18 protein-coding genes and 3 tRNA genes are annotated in these 21,380 nt (G+C 42.8%); 2 read left to right on the top strand and 19 right to left on the bottom strand.

Annotation, left to right across the window (positions count from 1 at the left end; all coding sequences use genetic code 11):
• Positions 1–109: 109 nt before the first annotated feature.
• The 17 genes from D791_RS08545 to D791_RS08470 form a co-directional block, all read right to left on the bottom strand.
• Entirely contained in the window at positions 110–958 is an 849-nt protein-coding gene (locus D791_RS08545) for a phospholipase D-like domain-containing protein (protein ID WP_036510240.1), read from the bottom strand.
• Complete coding sequence (locus D791_RS08540; RefSeq protein ID WP_036510237.1) at positions 958–2,610, bottom strand: DEAD/DEAH box helicase; 1,653 nt, start codon at positions 2,608–2,610, stop codon at positions 958–960. Before D791_RS08540 ends, D791_RS08545 begins: the two co-directional genes overlap by 1 nt.
• 2 nt (positions 2,611–2,612) lie before the next feature.
• Positions 2,613–3,221, bottom strand: a complete 609-nt coding sequence (locus D791_RS08535; RefSeq protein WP_036510234.1) for a transcriptional coactivator p15/PC4 family protein — start codon at positions 3,219–3,221, stop codon at positions 2,613–2,615.
• Complete coding sequence (locus tag D791_RS08530; RefSeq protein ID WP_036510231.1) at positions 3,214–4,941, bottom strand: ATP-binding protein; 1,728 nt, start codon at positions 4,939–4,941, stop codon at positions 3,214–3,216. The genes D791_RS08535 and D791_RS08530 overlap by 8 nt, the downstream gene beginning before the upstream one ends.
• Before the next feature lie 183 nt (positions 4,942–5,124).
• Positions 5,125–5,622 (bottom strand): DNA phosphorothioation-associated protein 4, encoded by a 498-nt coding sequence (locus tag D791_RS08525; protein ID WP_051514355.1) that lies wholly within the window; start codon positions 5,620–5,622, stop codon positions 5,125–5,127.
• Between the two features lies 1 nt (position 5,623).
• The gene (locus D791_RS08520) at positions 5,624–7,645 is read right to left on the bottom strand and encodes an AAA family ATPase (RefSeq protein ID WP_036510229.1); all 2,022 of its coding nucleotides are present in this window, start codon (positions 7,643–7,645) and stop codon (positions 5,624–5,626) included.
• Positions 7,646–7,803: 158 nt separating this feature from the next.
• Complete coding sequence (locus D791_RS08515) at positions 7,804–9,903, bottom strand: DEAD/DEAH box helicase family protein (RefSeq protein ID WP_162149939.1); 2,100 nt, start codon at positions 9,901–9,903, stop codon at positions 7,804–7,806.
• Between the two features lie 254 nt (positions 9,904–10,157).
• The gene (locus D791_RS08510; protein WP_036510225.1) at positions 10,158–11,171 is read right to left on the bottom strand and encodes a helix-turn-helix transcriptional regulator; all 1,014 of its coding nucleotides are present in this window, start codon (positions 11,169–11,171) and stop codon (positions 10,158–10,160) included.
• 154 nt (positions 11,172–11,325) lie between these two features.
• The gene (locus D791_RS08505) at positions 11,326–13,398 is read right to left on the bottom strand and encodes an AAA family ATPase (RefSeq protein WP_036510223.1); all 2,073 of its coding nucleotides are present in this window, start codon (positions 13,396–13,398) and stop codon (positions 11,326–11,328) included.
• A 359-nt stretch (positions 13,399–13,757) separates the two neighbouring features.
• Positions 13,758–13,844, bottom strand: a tRNA-Leu gene (locus D791_RS08500).
• A gap of 27 nt (positions 13,845–13,871) precedes the next feature.
• Positions 13,872–13,945 (bottom strand) — tRNA-Cys (locus D791_RS08495).
• A 62-nt stretch (positions 13,946–14,007) separates the two neighbouring features.
• Positions 14,008–14,083: transfer RNA gene (locus D791_RS08490), tRNA-Gly, on the bottom strand.
• A 229-nt stretch (positions 14,084–14,312) separates the two neighbouring features.
• A complete protein-coding gene (gene pgsA, locus D791_RS08485) occupies positions 14,313–14,861 on the bottom strand; it encodes a CDP-diacylglycerol--glycerol-3-phosphate 3-phosphatidyltransferase (protein WP_036510322.1) in 549 nt (182 codons plus the stop codon).
• A gap of 21 nt (positions 14,862–14,882) precedes the next feature.
• On the bottom strand, positions 14,883–16,721 hold the full coding sequence (uvrC, locus tag D791_RS08480; protein ID WP_036510220.1) for an excinuclease ABC subunit UvrC: 1,839 nt from the start codon (positions 16,719–16,721) through the stop codon (positions 14,883–14,885).
• Positions 16,722–16,724: 3 nt separating this feature from the next.
• A complete protein-coding gene (locus D791_RS08475; protein WP_051514354.1) occupies positions 16,725–17,063 on the bottom strand; it encodes a hypothetical protein in 339 nt (112 codons plus the stop codon).
• 120 nt (positions 17,064–17,183) lie between these two features.
• Positions 17,184–17,330, bottom strand: a complete 147-nt coding sequence (locus D791_RS20190; RefSeq protein ID WP_164481314.1) for a hypothetical protein — start codon at positions 17,328–17,330, stop codon at positions 17,184–17,186.
• Positions 17,331–17,424: 94 nt separating this feature from the next.
• The gene (locus D791_RS08470; protein ID WP_036510216.1) at positions 17,425–18,297 is read right to left on the bottom strand and encodes an NAD(P)-dependent oxidoreductase; all 873 of its coding nucleotides are present in this window, start codon (positions 18,295–18,297) and stop codon (positions 17,425–17,427) included.
• 71 nt (positions 18,298–18,368) lie between these two features.
• Between D791_RS08470 and D791_RS08465 the strand changes: the two genes are divergently transcribed.
• Positions 18,369–18,893 carry a TlpA family protein disulfide reductase gene (locus tag D791_RS08465; RefSeq protein WP_051514353.1) on the top strand — a complete coding sequence of 175 codons (525 nt, stop codon included), beginning with the start codon at positions 18,369–18,371 and terminating at the stop codon, positions 18,891–18,893.
• A gap of 16 nt (positions 18,894–18,909) precedes the next feature.
• Here D791_RS08465 and mtnN read toward each other — a convergent pair whose 3' ends face one another.
• Both mtnN and D791_RS08455 read right to left on the bottom strand, forming a co-directional pair.
• Positions 18,910–19,701 (bottom strand): 5'-methylthioadenosine/S-adenosylhomocysteine nucleosidase, encoded by a 792-nt coding sequence (gene mtnN / locus D791_RS08460; RefSeq protein ID WP_193364996.1) that lies wholly within the window; start codon positions 19,699–19,701, stop codon positions 18,910–18,912.
• Positions 19,702–19,795: 94 nt separating this feature from the next.
• Positions 19,796–20,551 carry a pseudouridine synthase gene (locus D791_RS08455; RefSeq protein WP_036510213.1) on the bottom strand — a complete coding sequence of 252 codons (756 nt, stop codon included), beginning with the start codon at positions 20,549–20,551 and terminating at the stop codon, positions 19,796–19,798.
• 129 nt (positions 20,552–20,680) lie between these two features.
• Here D791_RS08455 and D791_RS08450 point away from each other — a divergent pair, with 129 nt between their 5' ends.
• Positions 20,681–21,361 (top strand): Bax inhibitor-1/YccA family protein, encoded by a 681-nt coding sequence (locus tag D791_RS08450; RefSeq protein WP_036510210.1) that lies wholly within the window; start codon positions 20,681–20,683, stop codon positions 21,359–21,361.
• The last annotated feature ends 19 nt before the right edge of the window (positions 21,362–21,380 follow it).

Genomic DNA, 21,380 nt, shown 5'->3' with positions numbered 1-21,380 from the left:
CACCTTATAGTCTTGGAGAGCTCTTCCAGGAAGCTATGATACTGTATTTTTATTCACTAGTGAATGAAATCAGGGCAACAGATACTTACTTAATCTCTAATTTTTAAAGCTAATTTACTAGAGACCGCAAGCTAACTATTTGTGAATGCCTCGGTCTAGTTATTTGCAACTTTTCTTCATCTAGACGGTCGACGATGCTCAATAAACTTGAGAGCATCTGCTTTACATCACTTCTGTATGGCAGAGGATCATCGTAAAGTGCATCGTGAAGTTTCTTCGTGAGATATCCAAACGACAGAGCAACATTCTCTTTCATGACTTCATTTAAGAGCCAACGATATGCAGTAGTTTGAGCTAAAAGTTCAAATCTATTCCATTCTGGCTGATCAAGGCTTCCCTCCAAAGGAAAGTCTGAGCAATACAAATCTCTTTTCTCCACAAATAACTCACCTGGCCATATGAGATGTTCGGTTGACTTGGAAAGATCTAAGCCTTCAACGTAATCTGTCATCTTCTGTAGTAACGACAAATCCACCTTAACTGCCTGCCGCCAAAGATTTTCGGCTATAGTCACGTCACTTGCTGTAGCTTGGGCTTCGATTCCAAGTTCAATATTTGGTGACTGACACAAAGCTAGACCTGCAGCCGTTAGGTTACTACTAGATGCAATTACACTTTCATCAAAAAAATAAATTTTTGCGTGGAGAGCTGAAGACATTCCAACATTCACGCCTTTTTCCAATAAAAGCTTAAGCGCATTTAAATCACAAACTCCATTTACGACATCGTCTAATCGTCCACGAACCAACACCCTTGACTCTGACGATAAAGATAAGTAATTGCCAAGCCATTCAGCTGCCGTAGCAGAAATAAATGCAGAGTAGATCCATGATCTTTTAGATGAAGGTAGCAAGTCCTTTAATCTATCTCTGAGTTGTTTTTCATCCAATAAAGCCATTACTGGCACCAATAATCATCAAACAGTTTGTAAAGATCAGACTGAACTCCGTGACCTACAAAATTATCAACCACTTCTAAAATTAAACATTCCTCTGTTCCGCCTACGGACTTACCTCTCAACCCTCTACCGATCATCTGACTATAAAGTACTGCTGACTTGGTTGGTCTCGCTATACAAACCACATCAACTGAGGGAGCGTCAAAGCCAGTACTCAACACACCATAGTTACATAATATTTGATACTCGCCTCGAACAAATTTTCCAATCAATGAATCCCGAGAGCTAGGTGATACTTTTGCGCTAATATGCACTGATTTATAGCCTAGGAATGTAAGTATCGCGCTTACTAAAAACGAATTGTTTACTGATGGGGCAAACAAAATGATCTTCGCCCCTTGATCAAGGAGATTGACTACCTTTTTTACTAATGCGACAACTCGATTTGGATCATCACCCAACTTTTTAAGGAAGCTTTCAGAGAAGTCCTTTCCTTCTTTCAATCCTTTGGATTCACCCGAAGAAATTTTTTGGACTGAGTCATATATTATCGGGTAGTGAATCGCTTTCGACATAACACCAATAGATCTCAAAAACGCGATAGTATCGTTTCTAGTAGAATTAGGGTCTTGAAGTGAGACTATTTGCTGAAAGAATAACTCAGAGAGCTCGGTAACCTCCGATTCAATTGTGCGACCAGGTGTAGCAGTTAAACCCAACAATATACAATTAGTTCTATGATTGATTCTCTTAACAACAGAGGCATATGTTTTAGCTACCGCAATATGTGCCTCATCTACCACAGTTAATGATGTTTGCTCAAAAATGTAATCGAATCGGTTTTCGTCCTTACTAAGAATACTCCAAGCCCCCTGTAGGCTTACAACCGAAAAACTCTTCTCTGCACCGCTAAAATCTTCAATTTGTGATATGTAATCACCCCAAATCCTATTTACTCTAACGTTACAAGTTCCGACATAGTCCCAAACTTCCAAAAAGCATTGTATTGCCTGCTCACAAAGCTCTCTTGTATTCGCCAACCAGACAACTTGCTTTTTACCTTCCGAGTTCAAGTGATCTACAATTGCTTCCATGGCCGTTCTTGTTTTTCCAGATCCTGTAGGCATCTGAAGGATCGCTCTAGATGACGGTGTATTCAATATGGGTTGCAATCGGGTTATGCAGTCGCTTTGATAAAACTTAAGTTTTTTGAAAGGCTTTGTAATTACCTTTGGCATATCCTTTGACGCCGGAAATGAATCAAAGCATGGTTTACGCGGTGCATCTTCTTGCGCTAGAAACCGAGAATCCAATTCAAAGAAGTCTAAGAACTTTAAGTAAGCCTCTTTGTCGGCCAATAAGTAATTCGCCAATTCATCATCTGTGATTGCATCAACAACTCCGAGCTCTGCACAGAATCGGCTCCGAATGTTTGGAGGCACTCCGTAAAAACTCGACACTAGATTTCTTTTTTTTCTAAAATAATCATGATCTTTCAAGCTTGAAACTAAAGAGACTAACTTCTGTTTTGCGCTTAGGAAACCTCCGTCTCGCGAGGACTCATCTAGCTCTGGTATCACTACTTCAAGAAACTCAAGATTATCGTATCCAATTTCCTCCTGAAGCTCTCTAAGTGACCAATATTGCCACATACTTAACCCTCATTTCCTTTAGCAATCGATGATAGCTGCCTTGAGAACTCATATTTCAAATGATCTAAGGCATCAACTACCGCATTCGACTGCTCATCAGCAACAAGTTGGCATGCCAGTTCGAATGCCGCTGCTACTCTTCCTAAGAGGTCATTTGGATTACTTTGTTCTGAAAGTGTTGAGACGAACTTGTTTTTATTATTTAGTTTCACAGATATCTCGGCACCGCTAAACACAATATCATACAAATCTCGTCCACCGAGAGGTTCGATAGAAGTTATTACCATCGCATTACTCTTTTGCGTACGCGCAACTTTTTCAACTCTAGACTTCCATCCGTTTAATCCTTTAAAACCAGTACTTTGATTATCAAAATAGTCTAGAATTTCAGAGTGATGTTTTTCAAATAATTCAAAAATGTCTACGTATCGGTTGCGTCCTAAAGCAATCCCTTTTCTGGTAGGTTTAATTTCTCCTGTTTTAGTATCTTTATAGTAATATCTCACGTTAAGGAGACGAGTTCCCTCAAATTCACTCAATGACATGCGTAGTAGTTTTTTCTCAGGCCCAGTCTCTGAAAGAATAATTTCATCTAATTCTGAATTAGCCATCATTTTTTCCTCCGTCATCTGTCCAAGCCTTTACGAAACTTTTTAGGCATTGCCCCCAAGTCGTGTTCATACTTTCTGAAAAATCACTGACTTTTACTGTTGAATCTGGTTCATGATTAGCTTCTGCTTTAGCATAACTAATTAATAATAAATCGACTAAAGCGGTGATACGCTTCGTTAAAATCCTGAGTTGCTCTGGATCCGTCTCTTCAACTATTAAATCCTCAAGAGTACGAAGCTCAACAAAAAATTCATGCCTAGTGTTGTAGTTCATGAAGATTTTTCCCCCACCATGGGTCACTTCCCAAAAAGTTGGTCCTTTCCACATGTCGTCAGCAATTACATAGGGCTGCGCTTTGAATAACTCTATATAACGTTGCTGTCTAGCTGCTTCCATATGACCAATATTATTTTTCTGAATTTGATCAGCCACTTTTTGGACTGGTTCATCAGGATTGTACTTAGAACCAAGAGTTGTACCTTTTTCAGCCGCTTTCTCAGCTTCACTGTGACCACCATGACGTCCTAGTACATCATCTGTACCTGATATTGCCTCTTCCTCTTCCCTTTTTGCTTTAACCCAAACCTCTCTAACTTGTTCAAGTACACTTTTTCTAGTAGGGGTTATTTTTTCTTTTATAAGTTGTAACAGCTCAGCTTCAGGACGAGCACCTCTCTTAATATTTTTAACTTCGAAAGAACTATCCAGTTCAGCTCCAAAAGATATCTCACAGCCCCACCATCGATCTATTTCCTCAAATTTCCATGAGGGTGATTTATCGAGCACCTTAACACTTGACCAATACGGTACCTGCCCAAAGAAAACCTCCCTTCCTTCTCGTAGAATTGAGATACCTTGCTGAAATTCGTCAATTCTTCGTTCCTTCGCAAAGGGAGATCCACCCGAGCCTTGCTTCGGGCGAAACTCTTCAGGCAATAATGATAGCTGGATTGTTACCTTAGACTCATCTCCAAACTCAGCTCTAAGTTCGGGGTCTTTAATAGGCCAACTAATCACTATTGGAGGAAATGCTTTAGCCGCTGGGTCATCAGGATATAAAGTTTTATCCGTAGTTACATACAGAGGATCATGTGCTTTAACGGTCTTACCATCAATTAAGATTCTTAGACCGCCCCATATAAATTTTCTGAATGTACGACCGAAATAGTGATGTGCTTCAGATCTAATTTTGTCAGCACCTTGTTTCTGACGATCATACTTTTCCCAGATTACAAGAGTTCCTGAATCTAAACCTACTCTATCCTTATACCTTTTAGGCAATTCCGTTTTTATCGGTGCTGGGATTTCTTCCAAAACTCCTTTCGCTACTTCATCCAAATCGACATATGTTGAAAGCCAATCACTACTACCACTGGTCTTTGAAATAACGGTAACTCTTTTCACCTCATGAATTGCGCCAAGAACCATCCCTACACCAAAACGCCCAATACCTTTACGATCATTAAAACGACTAGACCACCCTAACTTTAAACAAGAAGCTAATGTATTAGCATCCATACCACTACCATTATCACCAAAAACTAAACGCTCAATACCAACCCATTTCCCACTAGTAGTAGTTTCAAAATCAACCGTAACGCAATCGGCACCTGCTTGAATTGCATTATCAATCACTTCTCCATATGCACTTAAAGCATCGAAGTCAGAAGATCGAAGGGAATCTAAAGCGTTAGCATCCTCAAAAAAACGTACACCCATGTGGAACCACCCTGTGTATTAATAATTATCACCAGCAAAGAAATATTTAATAAACATTCAACACAACACCTCGAATGAATACCAAAAATAAATTTTAAAAAATTTATTTACAATATTAATAAATTTCTAATACTGTCTTTTCTTTCACCTGGAAGACAAGAGCTATATAAAACTGTTATTGAATTACAAAACCACCTCAATATCACCCGGATCACTACTGATATCTATACAATTATCATTTTCAGCTAGCTGATGTAAAATTTTAAACAACAAAGTATCTATTCCCGTTGGGTCACCGGGGTTTTGATCTAGCCAATTCGTAATTTCATACAACCCTGTGTTACAGTATTCTTCAAATACAGATACCGTCTCACGAAGTCGTTCATCTTTAAGAACAGATCCATCTCTCTTTTCTATTAGGGCCAGAAGATAGATAAATCCGTCTTTTTGATCGCTTGCGTAAGTGTCCAATATAATATCAATCGTTTCACCTTTTAAAGGAGTTCTCCTTCCTAAAGAGTGACCAACCATAGCTGCAAACACCATTAGATCTTTCAAGTAGGTAAAGATGGATTTATTATCTAGGGTTAGTCGTTGGATTAATGCCTCATGATGACGCTCCCTCTTAACACCTACAGTCCGCCAATTCAAAATATTTTCGTCAATATTTATTTCGGGCATTTCATTCAACCTCCATCACAACCACACGATCGATTGGGCAATTATATTTGGTTACAGGCACCTCCTTTCCATTAAAGGTTAGTGTGTGTATTTCAACATTACCTTGTTCACCGGCTATTTCCTCGCAGAAATAATATTCTTTTCCTAGTTTCCCCTCTGATCGCAGTGTTTGACTAACATCTTTCCCATCGTCCTGATACATCAGAACAATTAGCTGATCGACGAGTTTAGGTAATTCTCTTGCCACATTTGGGGCATATTTTGGATCAAGCTTTGAGAAAGGAGCATCAAACACTAAAGGAGCAATCGCACCTGGTGTCAAGATAGTGCTTTCAAGATCTCTTCTCTCCCTCGCAATAGCTATCAAAGATGAAATATATATAAAACTAAGTATTGCTGCTTGACCACCGCTTGGCGGAACTGGTTTACCATTTCGATCTTGTAAACATATCTTTAGGTCGCTAGTAATTGATACTCGATAGTCTTGACGAAGATACTTCTCTAAAAAGGAATCTATTTTTTTTGCAAGTATCTTATGTATATCTTTCTCGGACTGAATAAGCTCTGCTGAAATTTTTTCTTCAACCTGCTCAATCAAATCGATCTTAGCCTTTAGAACTTTTGCTCTGGGGCTTAATCCTTTTATCTTTTTAGCTTGATCTTCAAGTTGATGCTTGCTTTTAATAAGCTCATCAATTTTATCCGTTAGGCGGGTAATACTTCTATCTGTCTCTCGAATCTTGTTTTTTAAGGCAATTCGTTGTTTTTCTAATGAACGAATTTTTTCATCATCAAGCTCTAAGATGCGGCTTGAGACATCCTCTAGTTCTTGTTGCGTTGAATGAATTAACTTTCTAGCCTCACGCACCTCTTTAAAGTTTTCTTCAATTCGTTCTTTAGCTTGTGGCGCTAGAGTCTTAACTGCAGTCAAACGACTCCTTGCCTTTTGGAGTCGGTTGAGAAGTTCCGGGTCCGCAGCTTTTCCAATGAGACTTTGAATTTTATCAAATGCCTCAGTGCCTGGCTGAATACATGAACCACAAATACACTCTTCACGTTCAAGAATATCTTTCACTAGCTGTAAATTAAATGGAGCGGGTATTTTTCCTTTTAGCTCAGATTCATCTATAAAATCTAAAGCTTCATTTGAAAGGTTATATGCAAATGCAACCCACGAATATTCCCTTATTAAACCTACTTTTTTTGTCTCTAAAGTCGCTAACTTAGTTTCTGCAGCCTTAAGGGTTTTGCTAGCCTTTTCACGTTGAGAAATCAACTGATCTACCACTGCAGAGCTTGATGACCCGATTTGTCGCTCTACCGATGCAAGCTGGTCCTCGTATGTTTCTAGTAGTGACTTGTTTTCAGTAAGACTTACTCTTGTCTTTACGAGGCTCTCATCAAAGACCTGAATTCGGTCTTCAAGCGTTGATAACTCACTATCCTTATCAAATTTTTTTAATTCCTGTCTAACCTCGCTTTTAATCTTATTTAGATCATCAAGTGTTTTTTCAGCAACATTAAACCCTAATATGTCACGAATCGATCGTTTTACAGATATATACCCATCTCTCTCAACTACGAGGTCACTACCTTCACCATCACTAATGAAGTACCCTGCCATATCTTTTGGAATGATGCTGTTTACAAAAAGCGATGGAGCTGAGGTCAATTCAACAGTATTACCATCCCACATTACTTGGAAAACTTTGAAATTATCAATTTCTCCACCAGTCCTTCTGATAATGTATTGCGCCCCATTATCTTCAAAATTAAGTGTGACATGATAACTTTTACGCCCCCTTCTTTTTGCTTCCCAATTCAGCACATCTTTAGGATTCTTGAAACCACTCGAAAACTCACCATGCAAGCACCATAGTATTGCATTGAGTAGGTTAGTCTTGCCTACACCATTCAACGCGTAAATAATTGTTGTGTTTGCTTTTTTATCGGTGGAAAAATTAATAGTTTGTTCACCATAAAATGACCTAAAATTTTCGACAGTAACCGAATTAAGAATCATTCTGAATCTCCTGACTGATCTCGTCGATTAGTTCTCTCATCTTTTTTAAACGATCTCTCTCTGGCTCAGAGCCATAGAAACTCTTCCTTTCAATCAAGACCAAATCACGAGCGAGTTTACTAATTAGGCCATTTTCATCTCGTTGTTCATGCATAATTTCATTTACCTCTTAAAGCTAATCTTTTGACTTCGGCCTCAACTTGATACCTATTATTAGCTATCAAAACGAAATCATCTATTCTTTCAAGCTCAGCCTTTCTTAATGCATCCAATGACCGACTAGTGCCAGTAGGTAGAATTACGAAATCATAAATATCTGCTGTAGATTTTCCTTCTGCTTTACGTAGTACTCGTCCTCGTCGTTGGACGTACTGGCGAGGATTTCGTGTACTTGCTAGAATGAATGCCTTATTGCAAACAGGCACATCAACTCCCTCATCTAATACCTTCATAGAAACTAACCCATCAATATGACCTTCTACAAAATTTGACATTATCCTCTCGCGCTCTGAAGAGCTCTCCTGACTCGTAAATCTTGTCGTTTTCCAGCCACAATCTGACAATACTCGTGAAACTGTATCTATAACACGTAAATCACTATCATTAGACTCTTCAATATCTAGGACCTTACCTTCGCCACAATAGAAAAGACTATGAGTTCGTTCATTAGATGGTATTTGACTAACAAGAGCTTTGAGAGATTGTAATTTGTTTGATGCGGCTCCAAGCAGACGACTCCGTCTTCCACAAAGCATAGTCAGTTGATTTCTTTGAGTAAGAGACAATCCATTGTTACCGCTAGCAATGATTTTTCCAATTTCAGCACTTAATGTTTCGTACTCATCTTCTTCCTCGGCTGTAAGGAATACGGGAACAATATGATAGTTATATTCACAAAGAACACCGTCATGAATTGCATCACCTAGTGAATATTCTGCAACAATATCTAGATAGTAAGAATTAATTCTTTCCTTTGCATCATTTGGGAAAGGATTATCGATTTCATCTTCGTCAGATCGGTAAGGTGTTGCTGATAATCCCATACGATAAAAGGCACTAGGCAAGGACTCTCTTGTCTTTTTTGCACCATGATTGTGACATTCATCTCCAATAAACATAATGCAACCATCAGGAATTTCAGAGATTTTCTCCTGAAAATGTGTACTCTCCAGAGTACGGTTTACAACAACAATAGATACAAAATCAATGGCTTTCATCTTTAGATCTAAAAGCTCTTTCTTAAGATCAGACTCCCACTTTGAACGGGACATCCAACACTTTAAAGGATGTATATTAAAATGACCCAGATTCTCAACCCACTGTTTAGCTAACTCCTGATATGGCACAGAAACTATAAGAACAGTCGGCACTTTTTTTGCTGCTCTAGCCTCATATACTTTCGTCGCAGCGTATATTGAAGTGATTGTTTTTCCTGATCCGGTAGAAAGCTTTAAGATTCCTTTGTAGCTATTGCGAATCCATGATTGGATAGCTCTCTTTTGGTGTTCTCTGATCGTGAAACTAGTACCATTAATTGTTTCTGGAACGGCAGGTATGTTGTAGGAAATTTTGTTTCCAAAAAAATCACTTAACTCTTTTTCAATTAGTTGCTGTTCAAAAGGTTCAAGTTCATTGACACTAATCTTAGTTTTAGCCTTTTCTGAAATAGTTTCATAAAACCGAGACGGAACATTAACGGTAACGGTATTTGGTTGGTCACCACTCCAAAGACGTTCAAACCCTTCTACGCAGGGAGCACCGTAAGCTGCAAAAACCTCCTCTTGCCAGCTCTTAAAGACCATTATAGATTCAGCATTATACCCCTCTCCTAATGCAAACACTGTCTCATTTGCTGAGCCTTGAAAAACCAACTTATTCCCATCGCAATCGGTCATCACCCCGATCTTCTCGTGGTACATCCCTCTTTTTCTAAAAGCAAATTTTATTTCAAGTCGGTTAGCTGCGATTAGTAAACTTAATATCGAAAGGTTCAACTGAACTGACTCTGAAGCGGAGTCTAGCATATCATTCAACTTCTGATCTAAGTCATCAAGAAGCTCGTTTAGACGATACCCATGCTTTACCGCAGCAAACTCTTGATCTTCTAATGGATGTCCTATGACAAGTCTCATTTTTCCGTCATTACGAACTAATCCTATGATCCCCTGAAGATTCGATACTAAACTCTGCGAGCTAAAAAAACCTACCGCTCTATCATACGATAACGATATTTTAAGTGCTGGTTGATAAAACTCCATAAAAAGACTTTGATTCCCAGCTCGATAAACTGGGTGCCAATTGAACTCTCTAAAATTTCGCATAAGAGTTAATTAACCACATAATGAATATATGTTTCATAGGGATTTACCATCTTACATTAGAACTTTATTAAAAAGAACATCACACACTTTTCAAAATATTCCACTTAAAAACAAAACTTACAATGAAAAACTTTCATAGTACGACTCTTTATTTCCAACTCTTTAGTCATATTTTCCATTTAGAAGCTCTCTTAGATTACTTTGCTATAAAGGTTTTGCATATTGTTGATCACACTGACCAGTCGACTTCTGAAATGTTCTGGTTCCAGAACATGAATTTCTCCACCATACCCCATCACCCACCACTGAGTCTGTAAATCATCCGGCACAATTGCCGTCAGCGTTACCCACCCATCTTCGTCGGGTTCAGACAAAGATTGATGCTCGCTAATGGGGGTTTCTGACAATAACCAGGCAATCTTGGGTCGAATCTTTGCCACCAGTTCAATATCGCCTTCTCCTATTGGATAGCCAAACGCGCCCTGCTTTAAGTATTCATCAATCGTAAAGTCTCGTCTTTCTCTGTAAACAGCATGACTGTGTTTGCACTTTTTAATTCGATGCAGTGCAAAATGCCGAATATCCTCGTAGTCTCCAACGGTTGCCAGCAGGTAAGTCACACTGTGCCTTGCCACGAGGCCAAGTGGGTGCAGGGTAAATTGCTTTTCTTCTGCTTTGGTTCTACTCAAATAGGTCACGTCTAATGCAGTGCCTTTAAGCAAGGCATCGGTTACCTCTGCCCAGATAATGGAATCAATAGGGGCCGGTATTAACGCTTTGCCGTTAGGGATCGCTTTAACATGTTGGGTCCAATCACTAAAACCACTCTCTTTCAGTTGTTCTAGGTATTTTCGAGCGGCGGTAAACTGGTTATTCAGCTGCACGATGGCCGCTTGCGGTAACAACCCTTTTAAATACTCTTCAGCAAGCACAAGCGTGAGGGCCGTAGGCGTATCCAACGCAGGCAAGTTGCTTTTAAAAGCGGCATCAAATGACCAACGATAGGGTTTTTGAGTTTTATCGCAGAGCAACGGAAAGTTGCTCGACATTTTTTCGAGGTCGCGCTGAACACTTCGCAAATCCACCTGAAACCCTCGCTCTTCTAGCAGCGCTTGCAGTGTGGTTGTCGCCCTGTATCCGGGCTGTCGAGGGATCAGTTGCAGTAAGGTTAAGTACCTAAATAATGTGTTGTGCTGACTACTCATCCTGATACAGGTCCTTGTTTCCTTTACACTCATCATAGCCAATGGAAGTTAAGATTAAAACAGACTTAAGTCAAAGAAACTAACTTAATTGCTTCTTACACATCACTTTTTGGCTGCTAAATTTAAACGCTGAATAGAGATTTCATACACTCACCTACACAAACCCAATCGTTCGGTTTTGGCCAGATGTTTTAATATCATGCTCTCTTTGCAAACCTGCCAAGAGCGATGCGGGTGTGAGCGTTTCGCCCATTACACGGTGATGGCGCTCAACTGTGGCAAAATCACCCGGCGTCAACTGTTGGAGCTTATCCAATTGAGGCTTGCACTGATTTACATCAGCAAGGCTAAAATGATGCTGCTTGGAACGACCGAGATGATTATTAAAGATCATCCAGACTTGCTCAGAGGTTAGATAATTGAAACGAACTTTGAAATCAAACCGACGAAGTGCCGCTGAATCCAGATGCTCCATGTAGTTGGTGGACATCAGTAAAATCCCTTCGTATTGCTCCATCTGCACAAGCAACTCATTCACCTGAGACACTTCCCAGCTATGCTTGGCTTGTGTTCTTGGGGTCAGAAAACTATCGGCTTCATCTATCAATAGGATACCTGAGTGCTGCTGAGCGTCTTGAAAGGCTTGAGCTAAGGCTTTTTCGGTACCACCTAGATACTTATCGAGCAAATCTGAGGCTTTTCTGGTAATCAGCAGCATGTCTAACTCTTGCGCAAGATAGGTTGCATAACCCGACTTGCCGGTTCCGGGTGGGCCAAACAGGCAGATGCGCCCCAACCGGCTGCGTTTGAGTCCATGAGTGAGCCGATCCAATGAGAAGTCAGTGTTTGAAAACACGGGGTTATAATAAGGAGTTCTCACGTTTTCAAGCTTATTGTGTTCACGATAACCTAAGGCTTGATAGAGCGAGGCAAGAATGGCATCTATCTCGTGCTCAATGCGCTCGGGCTTACGATAGCCAGAGTTCTGTACCACACGGGCAGCTTGTGATAAGTGTGCAGCATGAACACCTTTTTGTTTAGACAATGACACCAGCCATTCCTCTCTAACCTGAATACCCTTGAGAATCCTTTTTGCAATTTTTAATCTTGCCTTCTCACACAGCTCCGGCATCTCAAAAACTAAATCAAAGCGACGTATGTAGGCAGGGTCCATGGTGTGATGGCTGTTGGTTAGCCAGAAGCTAGGCCGTTGGTTGGACTCCAATACACGATTCACACAGGCTTTATACTGACTGCTGATTCGATCATTAAAAACATCCTCAACTTCATCAAACAACATCACACTTTTCTTGTCTGAGGCCAACATATGCTGCGCCATTCTAAAGGCAGCCAAACGCCGATCGCCAGGTAAAGGGCGACCATCAGGCCCAGAGGACTTAACTTCATAGAGCGATAACCCCATGGCTTCGGATAACACCCGAACCCATTCGGTTTTCCCTGTCCCGGGTTCGCCGTAAATCAGAATATTGACCCCTGTAAGCCCCTTAGCCGCAGCTCGACGCACATAGTTATAGATACGATCATACATCGGTTGGATATGCTCAAAATCAGACGGCACCAGCTCCGAAGGCTCCAACTTCAGGGTGTTTTGTCGAAAGAGCGCTTCGGGTCCATTTTCTTCGAAGTACAAAAGATCATCGAGACCATCGAGCAATTCAATACCGTTATGGAGACCTTCAGGTGAAACCAACCCACATTGACGCAAGGGTGTGCTGGCATTGAGCGCTTGGCTAATCAAGGTACGTGGGTACCTCAAGGCTATCGAGAGCATTGTGACCAATCGTTGAACACCTGCCCAACGTCCTTGATGGAAGAGTTCAACAACATTGGCTAGATGGGAGTCTTGCTCTTTAATGACCAAGAATCCTAGAATCTCTTGCTCAAGCGTGGACATAGACAAGGAGTCACCCAGGAGCTTAAGGTTACTGCCTAAAAATGCGGTTGGAAGATTCGGTACTGGTGACTGTTTCTTTGCCTCTGATCGTAAAATTCGCAATAGACGTCGGGGGGTCATATCGGCGGTGTCGTCGACTTCGATTCCTAAGCCAACCAATAGATCATCATCAAAATAGTTGCGATTATTGAACATTAAACGATAACCCTGCGCATCGATCAGCAAACGTAAAGCCCACTGACGAACCAGCTCTTCGTTCTGCTCACCGATTAACACTGTTTGGCTTTTGGAGGCATGTAACATCGGATGCATCGCTTACTCCCACTTCAATTGGATAAGTGGGAGTATACGAGATGGATGCGTTAGATTTTGTCGCTGTTAGGCGGAGATTTAGGGTTTAGCATGGTCTGTCTACAAACATCCTGACTCAGAACTTTTATTTACACCTGCAACTCTGGAATCAGAGTGTACCGTTTTTGGCGCTCTCGAATAGTAGATTGAACACGTTGAGATACGCGGATTTAGCACAAGAGCAGCTAGAAAATACTATAAAAATGCAGGGGATTAAAATTTATCGACACTTTATAGATAGTAACAAGAGGAATTCAAGGAGGTTTTACGAGATTATTTTTTGAACGCACCATATCTTTTTGATTTATAACTAAAAGATATGGTGCCCGAGACCGGACTCGAACCGGTACACTGTTTCCAGCGAGGGATTTTAAGTCCCTTGTGTCTACCTATTTCACCACTCGGGCGGTGTTTGATGTCTGCTTACTAAAGTGTGGAGGCTGGAGTCGGAATCGAACCGGCGTACACGGAGTTGCAGTCCGCTGCATGACCACTCTGCCATCCAGCCCTACGCTTTAATAAACGACCAAGTCATTGACCTGAAATATCAAAATCAAGCATTCAAAACTTTGGAGCGGGAAACGAGACTCGAACTCGCGACCCCGACCTTGGCAAGGTCGTGCTCTACCAACTGAGCTATTCCCGCTTTGCTGTTGAAGTGCTTGCCTTCAATGGGTGCGTATTCTACCGAATCCTAAGACCACGTCAACACTTTTTTTCAAGTTTTTGTTTTTTTTGATCTTTTGGCTAATTTTTAGCCAAGCCAACTCACCAACAACCACTCATTCTCTCGAATACAGCCGATGTCTTTTCAGTTATAGCTTATCCGCGATATGCCGAAAGATCGTAATACCAGAAGATCTACGGAGCTTAAACTAGATATCATCTCGCATCAGAGGCCAAGCCGCCTTTAAATACACAAACATAGACCAGAGTGTCAGAAGTGCCGCCCCATACAGCGTGACGATACCCACCCAAGCCAATGGGCTATAGACCGGCAAGGCAATTAGCACCAAAATGGCGATCATTTGCAAAGTGGTTTTAATTTTTCCTAACATCGAGACCGCTACTTTTGCCCGCTCACCAATTTCAGCCATCCATTCACGCAGTGCCGATATCACGATCTCACGTCCAATGATGATAGCCGCTGGAACGGTCAGCAACGGCGAGGCATAGGCCTCAACCAAGAGGATCAATGCGACGGCCACCATTAGCTTATCAGCAACGGGATCCAAAAAGGCTCCAAAATGTGAGTTCTGATTCAAGCGCCGCGCAAGATATCCATCCAGCCAATCGGTTAAGGCCGCCAAACCAAAGACAGCCGCCGCCACCCAAGAGGCGCTTTGAGAAGGCGCATAAAAAATAACAACAAAGACTGGAATTAGCAGTATCCGCAACACCGTCAGTAAATTGGGTAACTTCATTGAAAACAGCATATATCAATCCTATTGGCTGTCTGGGTGTAAGGTTGCGTAGATTTCCTGCGCAAGGTTACGACTTATGGTAGAGACTTTTGCAATTTCTTCAACACTTGCGTTCTCTATCTCCTTGATACTGCCAAAATATTTCAATAATTCACGGCGTCGCTTAGCGCCAACACCTGGAATATCTTCCAATAATGAACGCTTCCGCGCTTTTGCTCGTCTCGCTCGGTGACCTGTAATCGCAAAGCGATGTGCTTCATCACGAATATGCTGCAATAAATGCAAAGCCGGCGAGTCTGCTTTTAAGACCTTTTCTTCACCCGTTTGACCATGAACCAACACTTCAAACCCCGCTTTACGCGTCGGTCCTTTTGCCACGCCCACAACAATCACTTCGCTAATTTGCAGCATCTCCAATACCTGCATCGCTTGAGAAACCTGCCCCTTACCACCATCAATAATTAAAACATCAGGTAACTTTCCCTCACCTTTTTTCAGCCGGGTGTAACGGCGCTCCAGCGCCTGTTGCATGGCTGCGTAGTCGTCTCCCCCGGTGATATCCTCAATATTAAACGTCCGGTAATCGGATTTAAGTGGGCCGTTCTCATCAAAAACGACACAGGAGGCAACGGTCGCTTCTCCAGAACTGTGACTGATATCAAAACACTCCATGCGCGTGATGGGCATATCCAGATCCAACAACTCTTGTAGGCCGAGATAGCGCTGGTAAATATTCTCTTTGCTGGTGAGGTGACTGGTGAGCTGCTGTAACGCATTGGTTTGCGCCAATCGCTGCCAGCCAGCTCGATCACTGCGCACCTTATGTAAAAGTGCAACTTTGCGTCCGGACTTTTCGGTTAACGCCTGCTCAATACAGTCAGCGTCATCTAGCGCAAACGGCAAGATAATCGCGCTTGGAATATCGCGAACGGAAGACAAATAGTATTGCGCGATAAATGAGGAGAGTATTTCCGAGTCGGTCGACTCTAGGCTGATTTTGGGATGATAAACCTTACTGCCAATAATTCGTCCACCCCGAACATACAAGGCATGTAAAGACACGATACCTTTGCCCGTTGCAAAGCCAAACACATCGGCCTCTCCATCACCCTCAGCCGACACGAACTGCTGCTCTTGAACCTGTCGCAAAGCAGACACCTGATCCCTTAATTCAGCTGCACGTTCAAAATCCAGGCGTTGAGCGGCCTCCTCCATTTGGCTGGCCACCTCATCAATGACTGAATTATTCTTTCCCTCTAAGAACATACGAGCATGACGAATATCGCGCTGATAAGACGCTTCATCAATCAGGTTGACGCAGGGTGCCGTACACCGCTTGATTTGATATTGAAGACAGGGGCGTGAACGGTTTTTATAAAAACTATCTTCACACTGACGAATTTTAAATAACTTTTGCAGTAAATTCAGACTCTCGCGCACCGCACCGCCACTTGGGAAGGGGCCAAAGTAACGCCCCTTTGCACGCTTTGCGCCTCGATGAAAACGCACAGCTGGAAAAGCATCAACATCGGATATAAAAATATATGGATAAGACTTATCGTCTCTAAGCAGGATATTGTAAGGTGGCTTTTGCGACTTAATGAGATTTTGTTCAAGCAACAAAGCCTCGGTTTCACTGTGGGTTACCGTCACTTCAATATGCTGAATACGCGACACCAGTGCAAGCGTTTTCCCACCCAGGCCCTGGCTTCGAAAATAGCTCGAAAGTCGGTTCTTTAAATTGCGTGCTTTACCTACATATAAAATTGCACCTTGAGCATCGTACATCTGGTAAACACCAGGCCGAGTACTGATCGTGCTCAAGAAGGCTTTACTATCAAAGGGCTGCTCAGAAGTCATGCTTTATGCAACAGCCTTTCGCAGCGCTAATCGCTTATTTGCATTCATATGAATATGGGTTGCTTCTTTATGTATGGCTTGCAGCTGCTCACGCGCCGCATCTGAAATACCCGCTCCTCTTGATAGAGAGACCTCCAGATACACGCCGATTTCCGCATAATAATAAATTCTCGCGTTAAACGACCGCGCTCGCTTTAATTTGCTCAAGGAGATTTGCGCACCATTGACCAAAATATTATTAATATCGCTGTCCGACAACAGGGGGTGGCGGTGGGCATGTTTTAGATTTGCTTGCTCGGCGGCTAAGCGTTCACGCTGCTGAAGACTTCCTCGTGTTGGCATTTTCAAACCTCTATCAATGGTAAGCCCTTACTTTAGATACTTTTAATCCAAAGTGAAAGCCTAGCTCAAAAACAATAAAAGCTGCCGAGGCAGCTTTATGTAGTCAAAAAGCAGTAGGTTTTAACCCTTGCGCGCAGCAGCCTCTGCATCTTTTGCCATTTCTTTTTTCAGGAAACGAACCCCAAAAAACGTAATCACAATCACACCCGCAATGACCGCAACGCTTGGCGCTAGGGAAATCAAACTGTACTTATCAATAAACGTCATAGAACTCTCTCTTAATTATAAATGCATGGACGGCGGATACCGCCCATTGGAATCGTTTAGGGTCTAGCGCCCTTTCGAACGGAATTATAGAGAATTACGACGAACGCTCAAGCCTTTTTAGCAGGCTCGAGGTATCCCATCGACCTCCTCCCATGTTCTGTACATCCGCGTAAAACTGATCAACTAAGGCGGTAACGGGCAATTGAGCACCATTGCGACGCGCTTCAGTTAAGGTTATATCCAAGTCTTTACGCATCCAATCCACGGCAAAACCAAAATTAAACTCGTTGTTTAACATGGTTTTGTGGCGGTTTACCATTTGCCACGAACCGGCTGCACCGTGCTGTATAACCTCAAATACTTTCTCAGCGTCTAGACCTGATTGCTTGGCAAAATGAACAGCCTCTGCAAGCCCTTGCACTAAGCCCGCAATGCAAATTTGGTTGACCATTTTCGCAAGCTGACCTGCACCCGCCTCTCCCATTAATTTCTGAGAGCGAGCATAAGCATCCAGTACGCCTGAAACCTGGTCGTAATCATGCGAGTCTCCGCCCACCATAATACTGAGGACGCCCTGCTCCGCCCCTGCTTGACCTCCAGATACTGGCGCATCTAGACACCCCAAGAATTTGCTTTTTGCAACGGCGTACAACTCTTTGGCCACCTCTGCAGACGCCGTCGTGTGGTCAACCAGAATTGCACCCGCACGCATGGTCGACATTACGCCCTGTTCACCCAAGGTAACGGCACGCAAATCGTCGTCATTACCGACACAGGTCATCACAACATCAGCGCCTTCGGCGGCCAGCGCTGGAGTGGTGGCATATCTCCCCGAGTATTCACTCGCCCAAGCCTGAGCCTTAGACTCTGTACGGTTATACACACAAACGTCATGTCCAGCCTTAGCCAGATGACCCGCCATAGGATACCCCATTGTACCGAGTCCGATAAATGCTACTTTTGCCATGCTACTCTCTCATTTTTGTCGTACGAAAGATCCAATCTCTCTTTGGCAAACTACAATACAAGAATTAAGATATGAATCCAAACTCACAAGAGGCTCTCGTGTTGAAATCATCTGTTTTTTCTTTACCCTTAATCCTAGCGCTTATCATCTTCATCAGCGGTTTTTCCACCACCCTCTCGGCAGATGGAATGACGCATCGCTTTACTCAAGTAGAAGGCAGCTCGGCCGCTTTAGATGATTACAAAGGCAAGGTGCTGCTTGTCAATTTTTGGGCAACCTGGTGCCCCCCTTGTATCCACGAAATGCCTGCGTTTAACCGACTTCAACAGACGTTTGCAGACGAACCCTTTCAAATTATTGCGATTAATGCCGGTGAAGCTCAAGAAACGGTTGTGGATTTTTTAGAGGCATTTGAGACAGAACTCATTTTCCCGGTTTGGCTGGACCCAGAATGGAAAGGATTTGGGGAGTTTGGCTTGCGCGGCTTACCAACGACGCTTCTATTTGACAAGGATGGGAATCTAATTGAGCGGGTCGTGGGAGAGAAGGAATGGGATCAACCTGACGTTTATGAGCCCATTCGTTCCTTATTCTAAACGAAAAACCCTTCGCTTACTGATCGATAGGGTTTGTTTGTTGGTGATGACGCGCCACGACCTCAGCGACAATGGCATCCACCATTTTTGCCGAATGCGTGGCTGCTGTTTCTAAAAACTCTTTAAAGGAGACATTTGACTCTTTTCCGGCAATATCCGATAGCGCGCGAATAACAATAAAGGGGACATCAAAACGATGGCACGTTTGCGCAATTGCGGCGGCTTCCATCTCTACGGCTTTAATGTCTGGAAATAGGGTCCGCGTTGCTTCCACTTTTTCTGGTTGATTCATAAAGCTGTCGCCTGTCGCAATCAAACCATGAACAGTTGCAACACCTTCTATCTGATTAATACAGAATTCAGCAATATCAGACAATAAAGGATCCGGTATAAATGCAGGTGGCATGCCCGGCAGTTGCCCAGGGCGATAGCCAAAGATGGTTAGATCAGCATCGTGATGCAAGACTTCTTTCGAGATAACAAGATCACCCACCTTTAATGAGGGATCAAAGCCGCCTGCAGACCCCGTATTGATCACACAATCCGGCTTGAAGTCATGCAAAAGGACAGCTGTACCTATGGCGGCATTCACTTTGCCAATACCGGACTTAAGAAGAATCACATCTACGCCGTGCATGTGACCTTGATGAAACTCATACCCAGCAACTGAAAAAGACTGACAGTCTGCTAGGGTGTTTTTCAGAAGTTCGATCTCCTGATCCATGGCACCAATCAATGCAATACGCAAGGGGGCGTTATTTGAAAATCGCTGTAATAGAGGGCTAAAATCGGTCGGCTGATTGGTCATGTAAACGTTATTTTAAATTAATTAGAAGTGTTGATAATGCTACCATGAGGGACAAAATTCGCAATCAATAACGCTCTGGATCGCAAAAAAACCCTTAAACTTCGAACAACTGAATGTTTTCCCAGCCTAACCTGTCAAATACAGAGAGCGTTTGGGCATCCAGAGGCGCTTTAAAGTGAAGAGGTGCCTGAGTGACCGGATGCTGGCAATGCAACTCTGTTGCCATTAACAATAAGCGATGGCAGTCAAAATGCTCTCGAAATAAACGATTATGACGCCCTTCTCCGTGGTTCGTATCACCAACCAATGGATGCAAGATATGCTTCATGTGGCGACGAATTTGATGTTTACGGCCCGTTTCCGGCTGAACCCTGACTAAAGAGTAACGCGCGACCGGATAACGCCCTACAGGAATAGGCAACTCAACCCGAGCAAGCGTCTTGTAATGAGTGATGGCTGGTTTAGGGGCTTTATCTGGATCGGCGAGTGGATCCGCAAACTTGTCATATATTGGCTTAAGTGCGTAGTCGATTGTTCCTTCATCGTCGGTCCAACCTCGCACAACACACAGATAGGTTTTTTTGACAGACCCTTCAGCAAACTGCGCATTTAGCGATTTAACGGCGTCTTTATCACGCGCAAACAGGATCACACCTGAGGTGGCTCGATCTAAACGATGCACCGTATGCACGACTTGATCAGGGTATCTCTCTTTCAAAAGCCCGACCAAGGTAGGCTCATCAGGGTGTGAAATCCAACTCGGATGCACGAGCAAACCTGAGGGTTTATTGACAAGAGTGATCCATTGATCTTCATAGAGCAGATCAAGCGTATAGGTGGATGTTAGCATGAAAAAAAACGACTCCCGACAGAAGAATTTGTGAATTTATTGCATTATAGTCGGTCAAAGACTTGAACTTACGGGAAGATACCCTGATTATTCAACGTTGGACAGACTTGAACAAAAATGAGGACCACTATGGATAAAGTACAAAATGTAGGTTACCGCTCGGAAGAGTCGGTTCTACGCACCAATAAAGTGATACGCCAGACATACATGCTGTTGGCCATGACCATGGTTTTCAGTGCTGTGACGGCGCTAATATCAACCATTATCAATCCACCTTTCTTATTCTACATCGGCAGTGTATTGGTAAGCTTTGGCCTACTCTTTGTTCTGAATCGTAAGCAAAACTCTGCTGCAGCTCTGCCTTTGGTATTTGCATTTACAGGACTTTTAGGGTTTGGCTTAGGGCCTCTGCTCAATCACTATTTAGCAATGCAAGGCGGCGGACAAATCGTCGTAACAGCATTGGGCATGACCGGTCTGACATTCGTCGGTTTATCCGCTTACGTTATGACCAGCAAGCGCGACTTTAGCTTCATGGGTGGCTTTTTAGCCACGGGTGCTATCGTTATGCTGATCGCAATGGTTGCGTTGCTTGTTCTGCCATTATTTGGCATTCACATGCCTGCCTTGCACTTGGCGTTTTCTGCCTTGGTCGTGTTGCTGATGGCTGGTTTTATTCTGTATGACACCAGCAATATCATCAACGGACACTATCAAAACTACATTATGGCAACGGTCAGTCTGTACCTAAGCATTTACAACCTATTCGTGCACTTATTGCACCTCGTAGGCGTACTTAGCAACGACTAATATCCGTGTCATCAAAGCC

It is taken from the genome of Nitrincola nitratireducens (assembly GCF_000585235.1).
Classification (GTDB): Bacteria; Pseudomonadota; Gammaproteobacteria; order Pseudomonadales; family Balneatricaceae; genus Nitrincola; species Nitrincola alkalisediminis.
This window is presented reverse-complemented; position numbering and strand designations above follow the sequence as displayed.

Excerpts from the sequence above, each read along its gene's own strand:
- D791_RS08540 (WP_036510237.1), bottom strand. The coding sequence starts at position 2,610 with ATGTGGCAATATTGGTCACTTAGAGAGCTTCAGGAGGAAATTGGATAC.
- uvrC (WP_036510220.1), bottom strand. The coding sequence starts at position 16,721 with ATGACTTCTGAGCAGCCCTTTGATAGTAAAGCCTTCTTGAGCACGATC.
- D791_RS08450 (WP_036510210.1), top strand. The coding sequence starts at position 20,681 with ATGGATAAAGTACAAAATGTAGGTTACCGCTCGGAAGAGTCGGTTCTA.
- D791_RS08515 (WP_162149939.1), bottom strand. The coding sequence starts at position 9,903 with ATGGAGTTTTATCAACCAGCACTTAAAATATCGTTATCGTATGATAGA.
- mtnN (WP_193364996.1), bottom strand. The coding sequence starts at position 19,701 with ATGACCAATCAGCCGACCGATTTTAGCCCTCTATTACAGCGATTTTCA.
- D791_RS08465 (WP_051514353.1), top strand. The coding sequence starts at position 18,369 with ATGAATCCAAACTCACAAGAGGCTCTCGTGTTGAAATCATCTGTTTTT.
- D791_RS08455 (WP_036510213.1), bottom strand. The coding sequence starts at position 20,551 with ATGCTAACATCCACCTATACGCTTGATCTGCTCTATGAAGATCAATGG.
- D791_RS08525 (WP_051514355.1), bottom strand. The coding sequence starts at position 5,622 with ATGCCCGAAATAAATATTGACGAAAATATTTTGAATTGGCGGACTGTA.
- D791_RS08530 (WP_036510231.1), bottom strand. The coding sequence starts at position 4,941 with ATGGGTGTACGTTTTTTTGAGGATGCTAACGCTTTAGATTCCCTTCGA.
- D791_RS08505 (WP_036510223.1), bottom strand. The coding sequence starts at position 13,398 with ATGCATCCGATGTTACATGCCTCCAAAAGCCAAACAGTGTTAATCGGT.
- pgsA (WP_036510322.1), bottom strand. The coding sequence starts at position 14,861 with ATGAAGTTACCCAATTTACTGACGGTGTTGCGGATACTGCTAATTCCA.
- D791_RS08545 (WP_036510240.1), bottom strand. The coding sequence starts at position 958 with ATGGCTTTATTGGATGAAAAACAACTCAGAGATAGATTAAAGGACTTG.
- D791_RS20190 (WP_164481314.1), bottom strand. The coding sequence starts at position 17,330 with ATGACGTTTATTGATAAGTACAGTTTGATTTCCCTAGCGCCAAGCGTT.
- D791_RS08475 (WP_051514354.1), bottom strand. The coding sequence starts at position 17,063 with ATGCCAACACGAGGAAGTCTTCAGCAGCGTGAACGCTTAGCCGCCGAG.
- D791_RS08510 (WP_036510225.1), bottom strand. The coding sequence starts at position 11,171 with ATGAGTAGTCAGCACAACACATTATTTAGGTACTTAACCTTACTGCAA.
- D791_RS08520 (WP_036510229.1), bottom strand. The coding sequence starts at position 7,645 with ATGATTCTTAATTCGGTTACTGTCGAAAATTTTAGGTCATTTTATGGT.
- D791_RS08535 (WP_036510234.1), bottom strand. The coding sequence starts at position 3,221 with ATGGCTAATTCAGAATTAGATGAAATTATTCTTTCAGAGACTGGGCCT.
- D791_RS08470 (WP_036510216.1), bottom strand. The coding sequence starts at position 18,297 with ATGGCAAAAGTAGCATTTATCGGACTCGGTACAATGGGGTATCCTATG.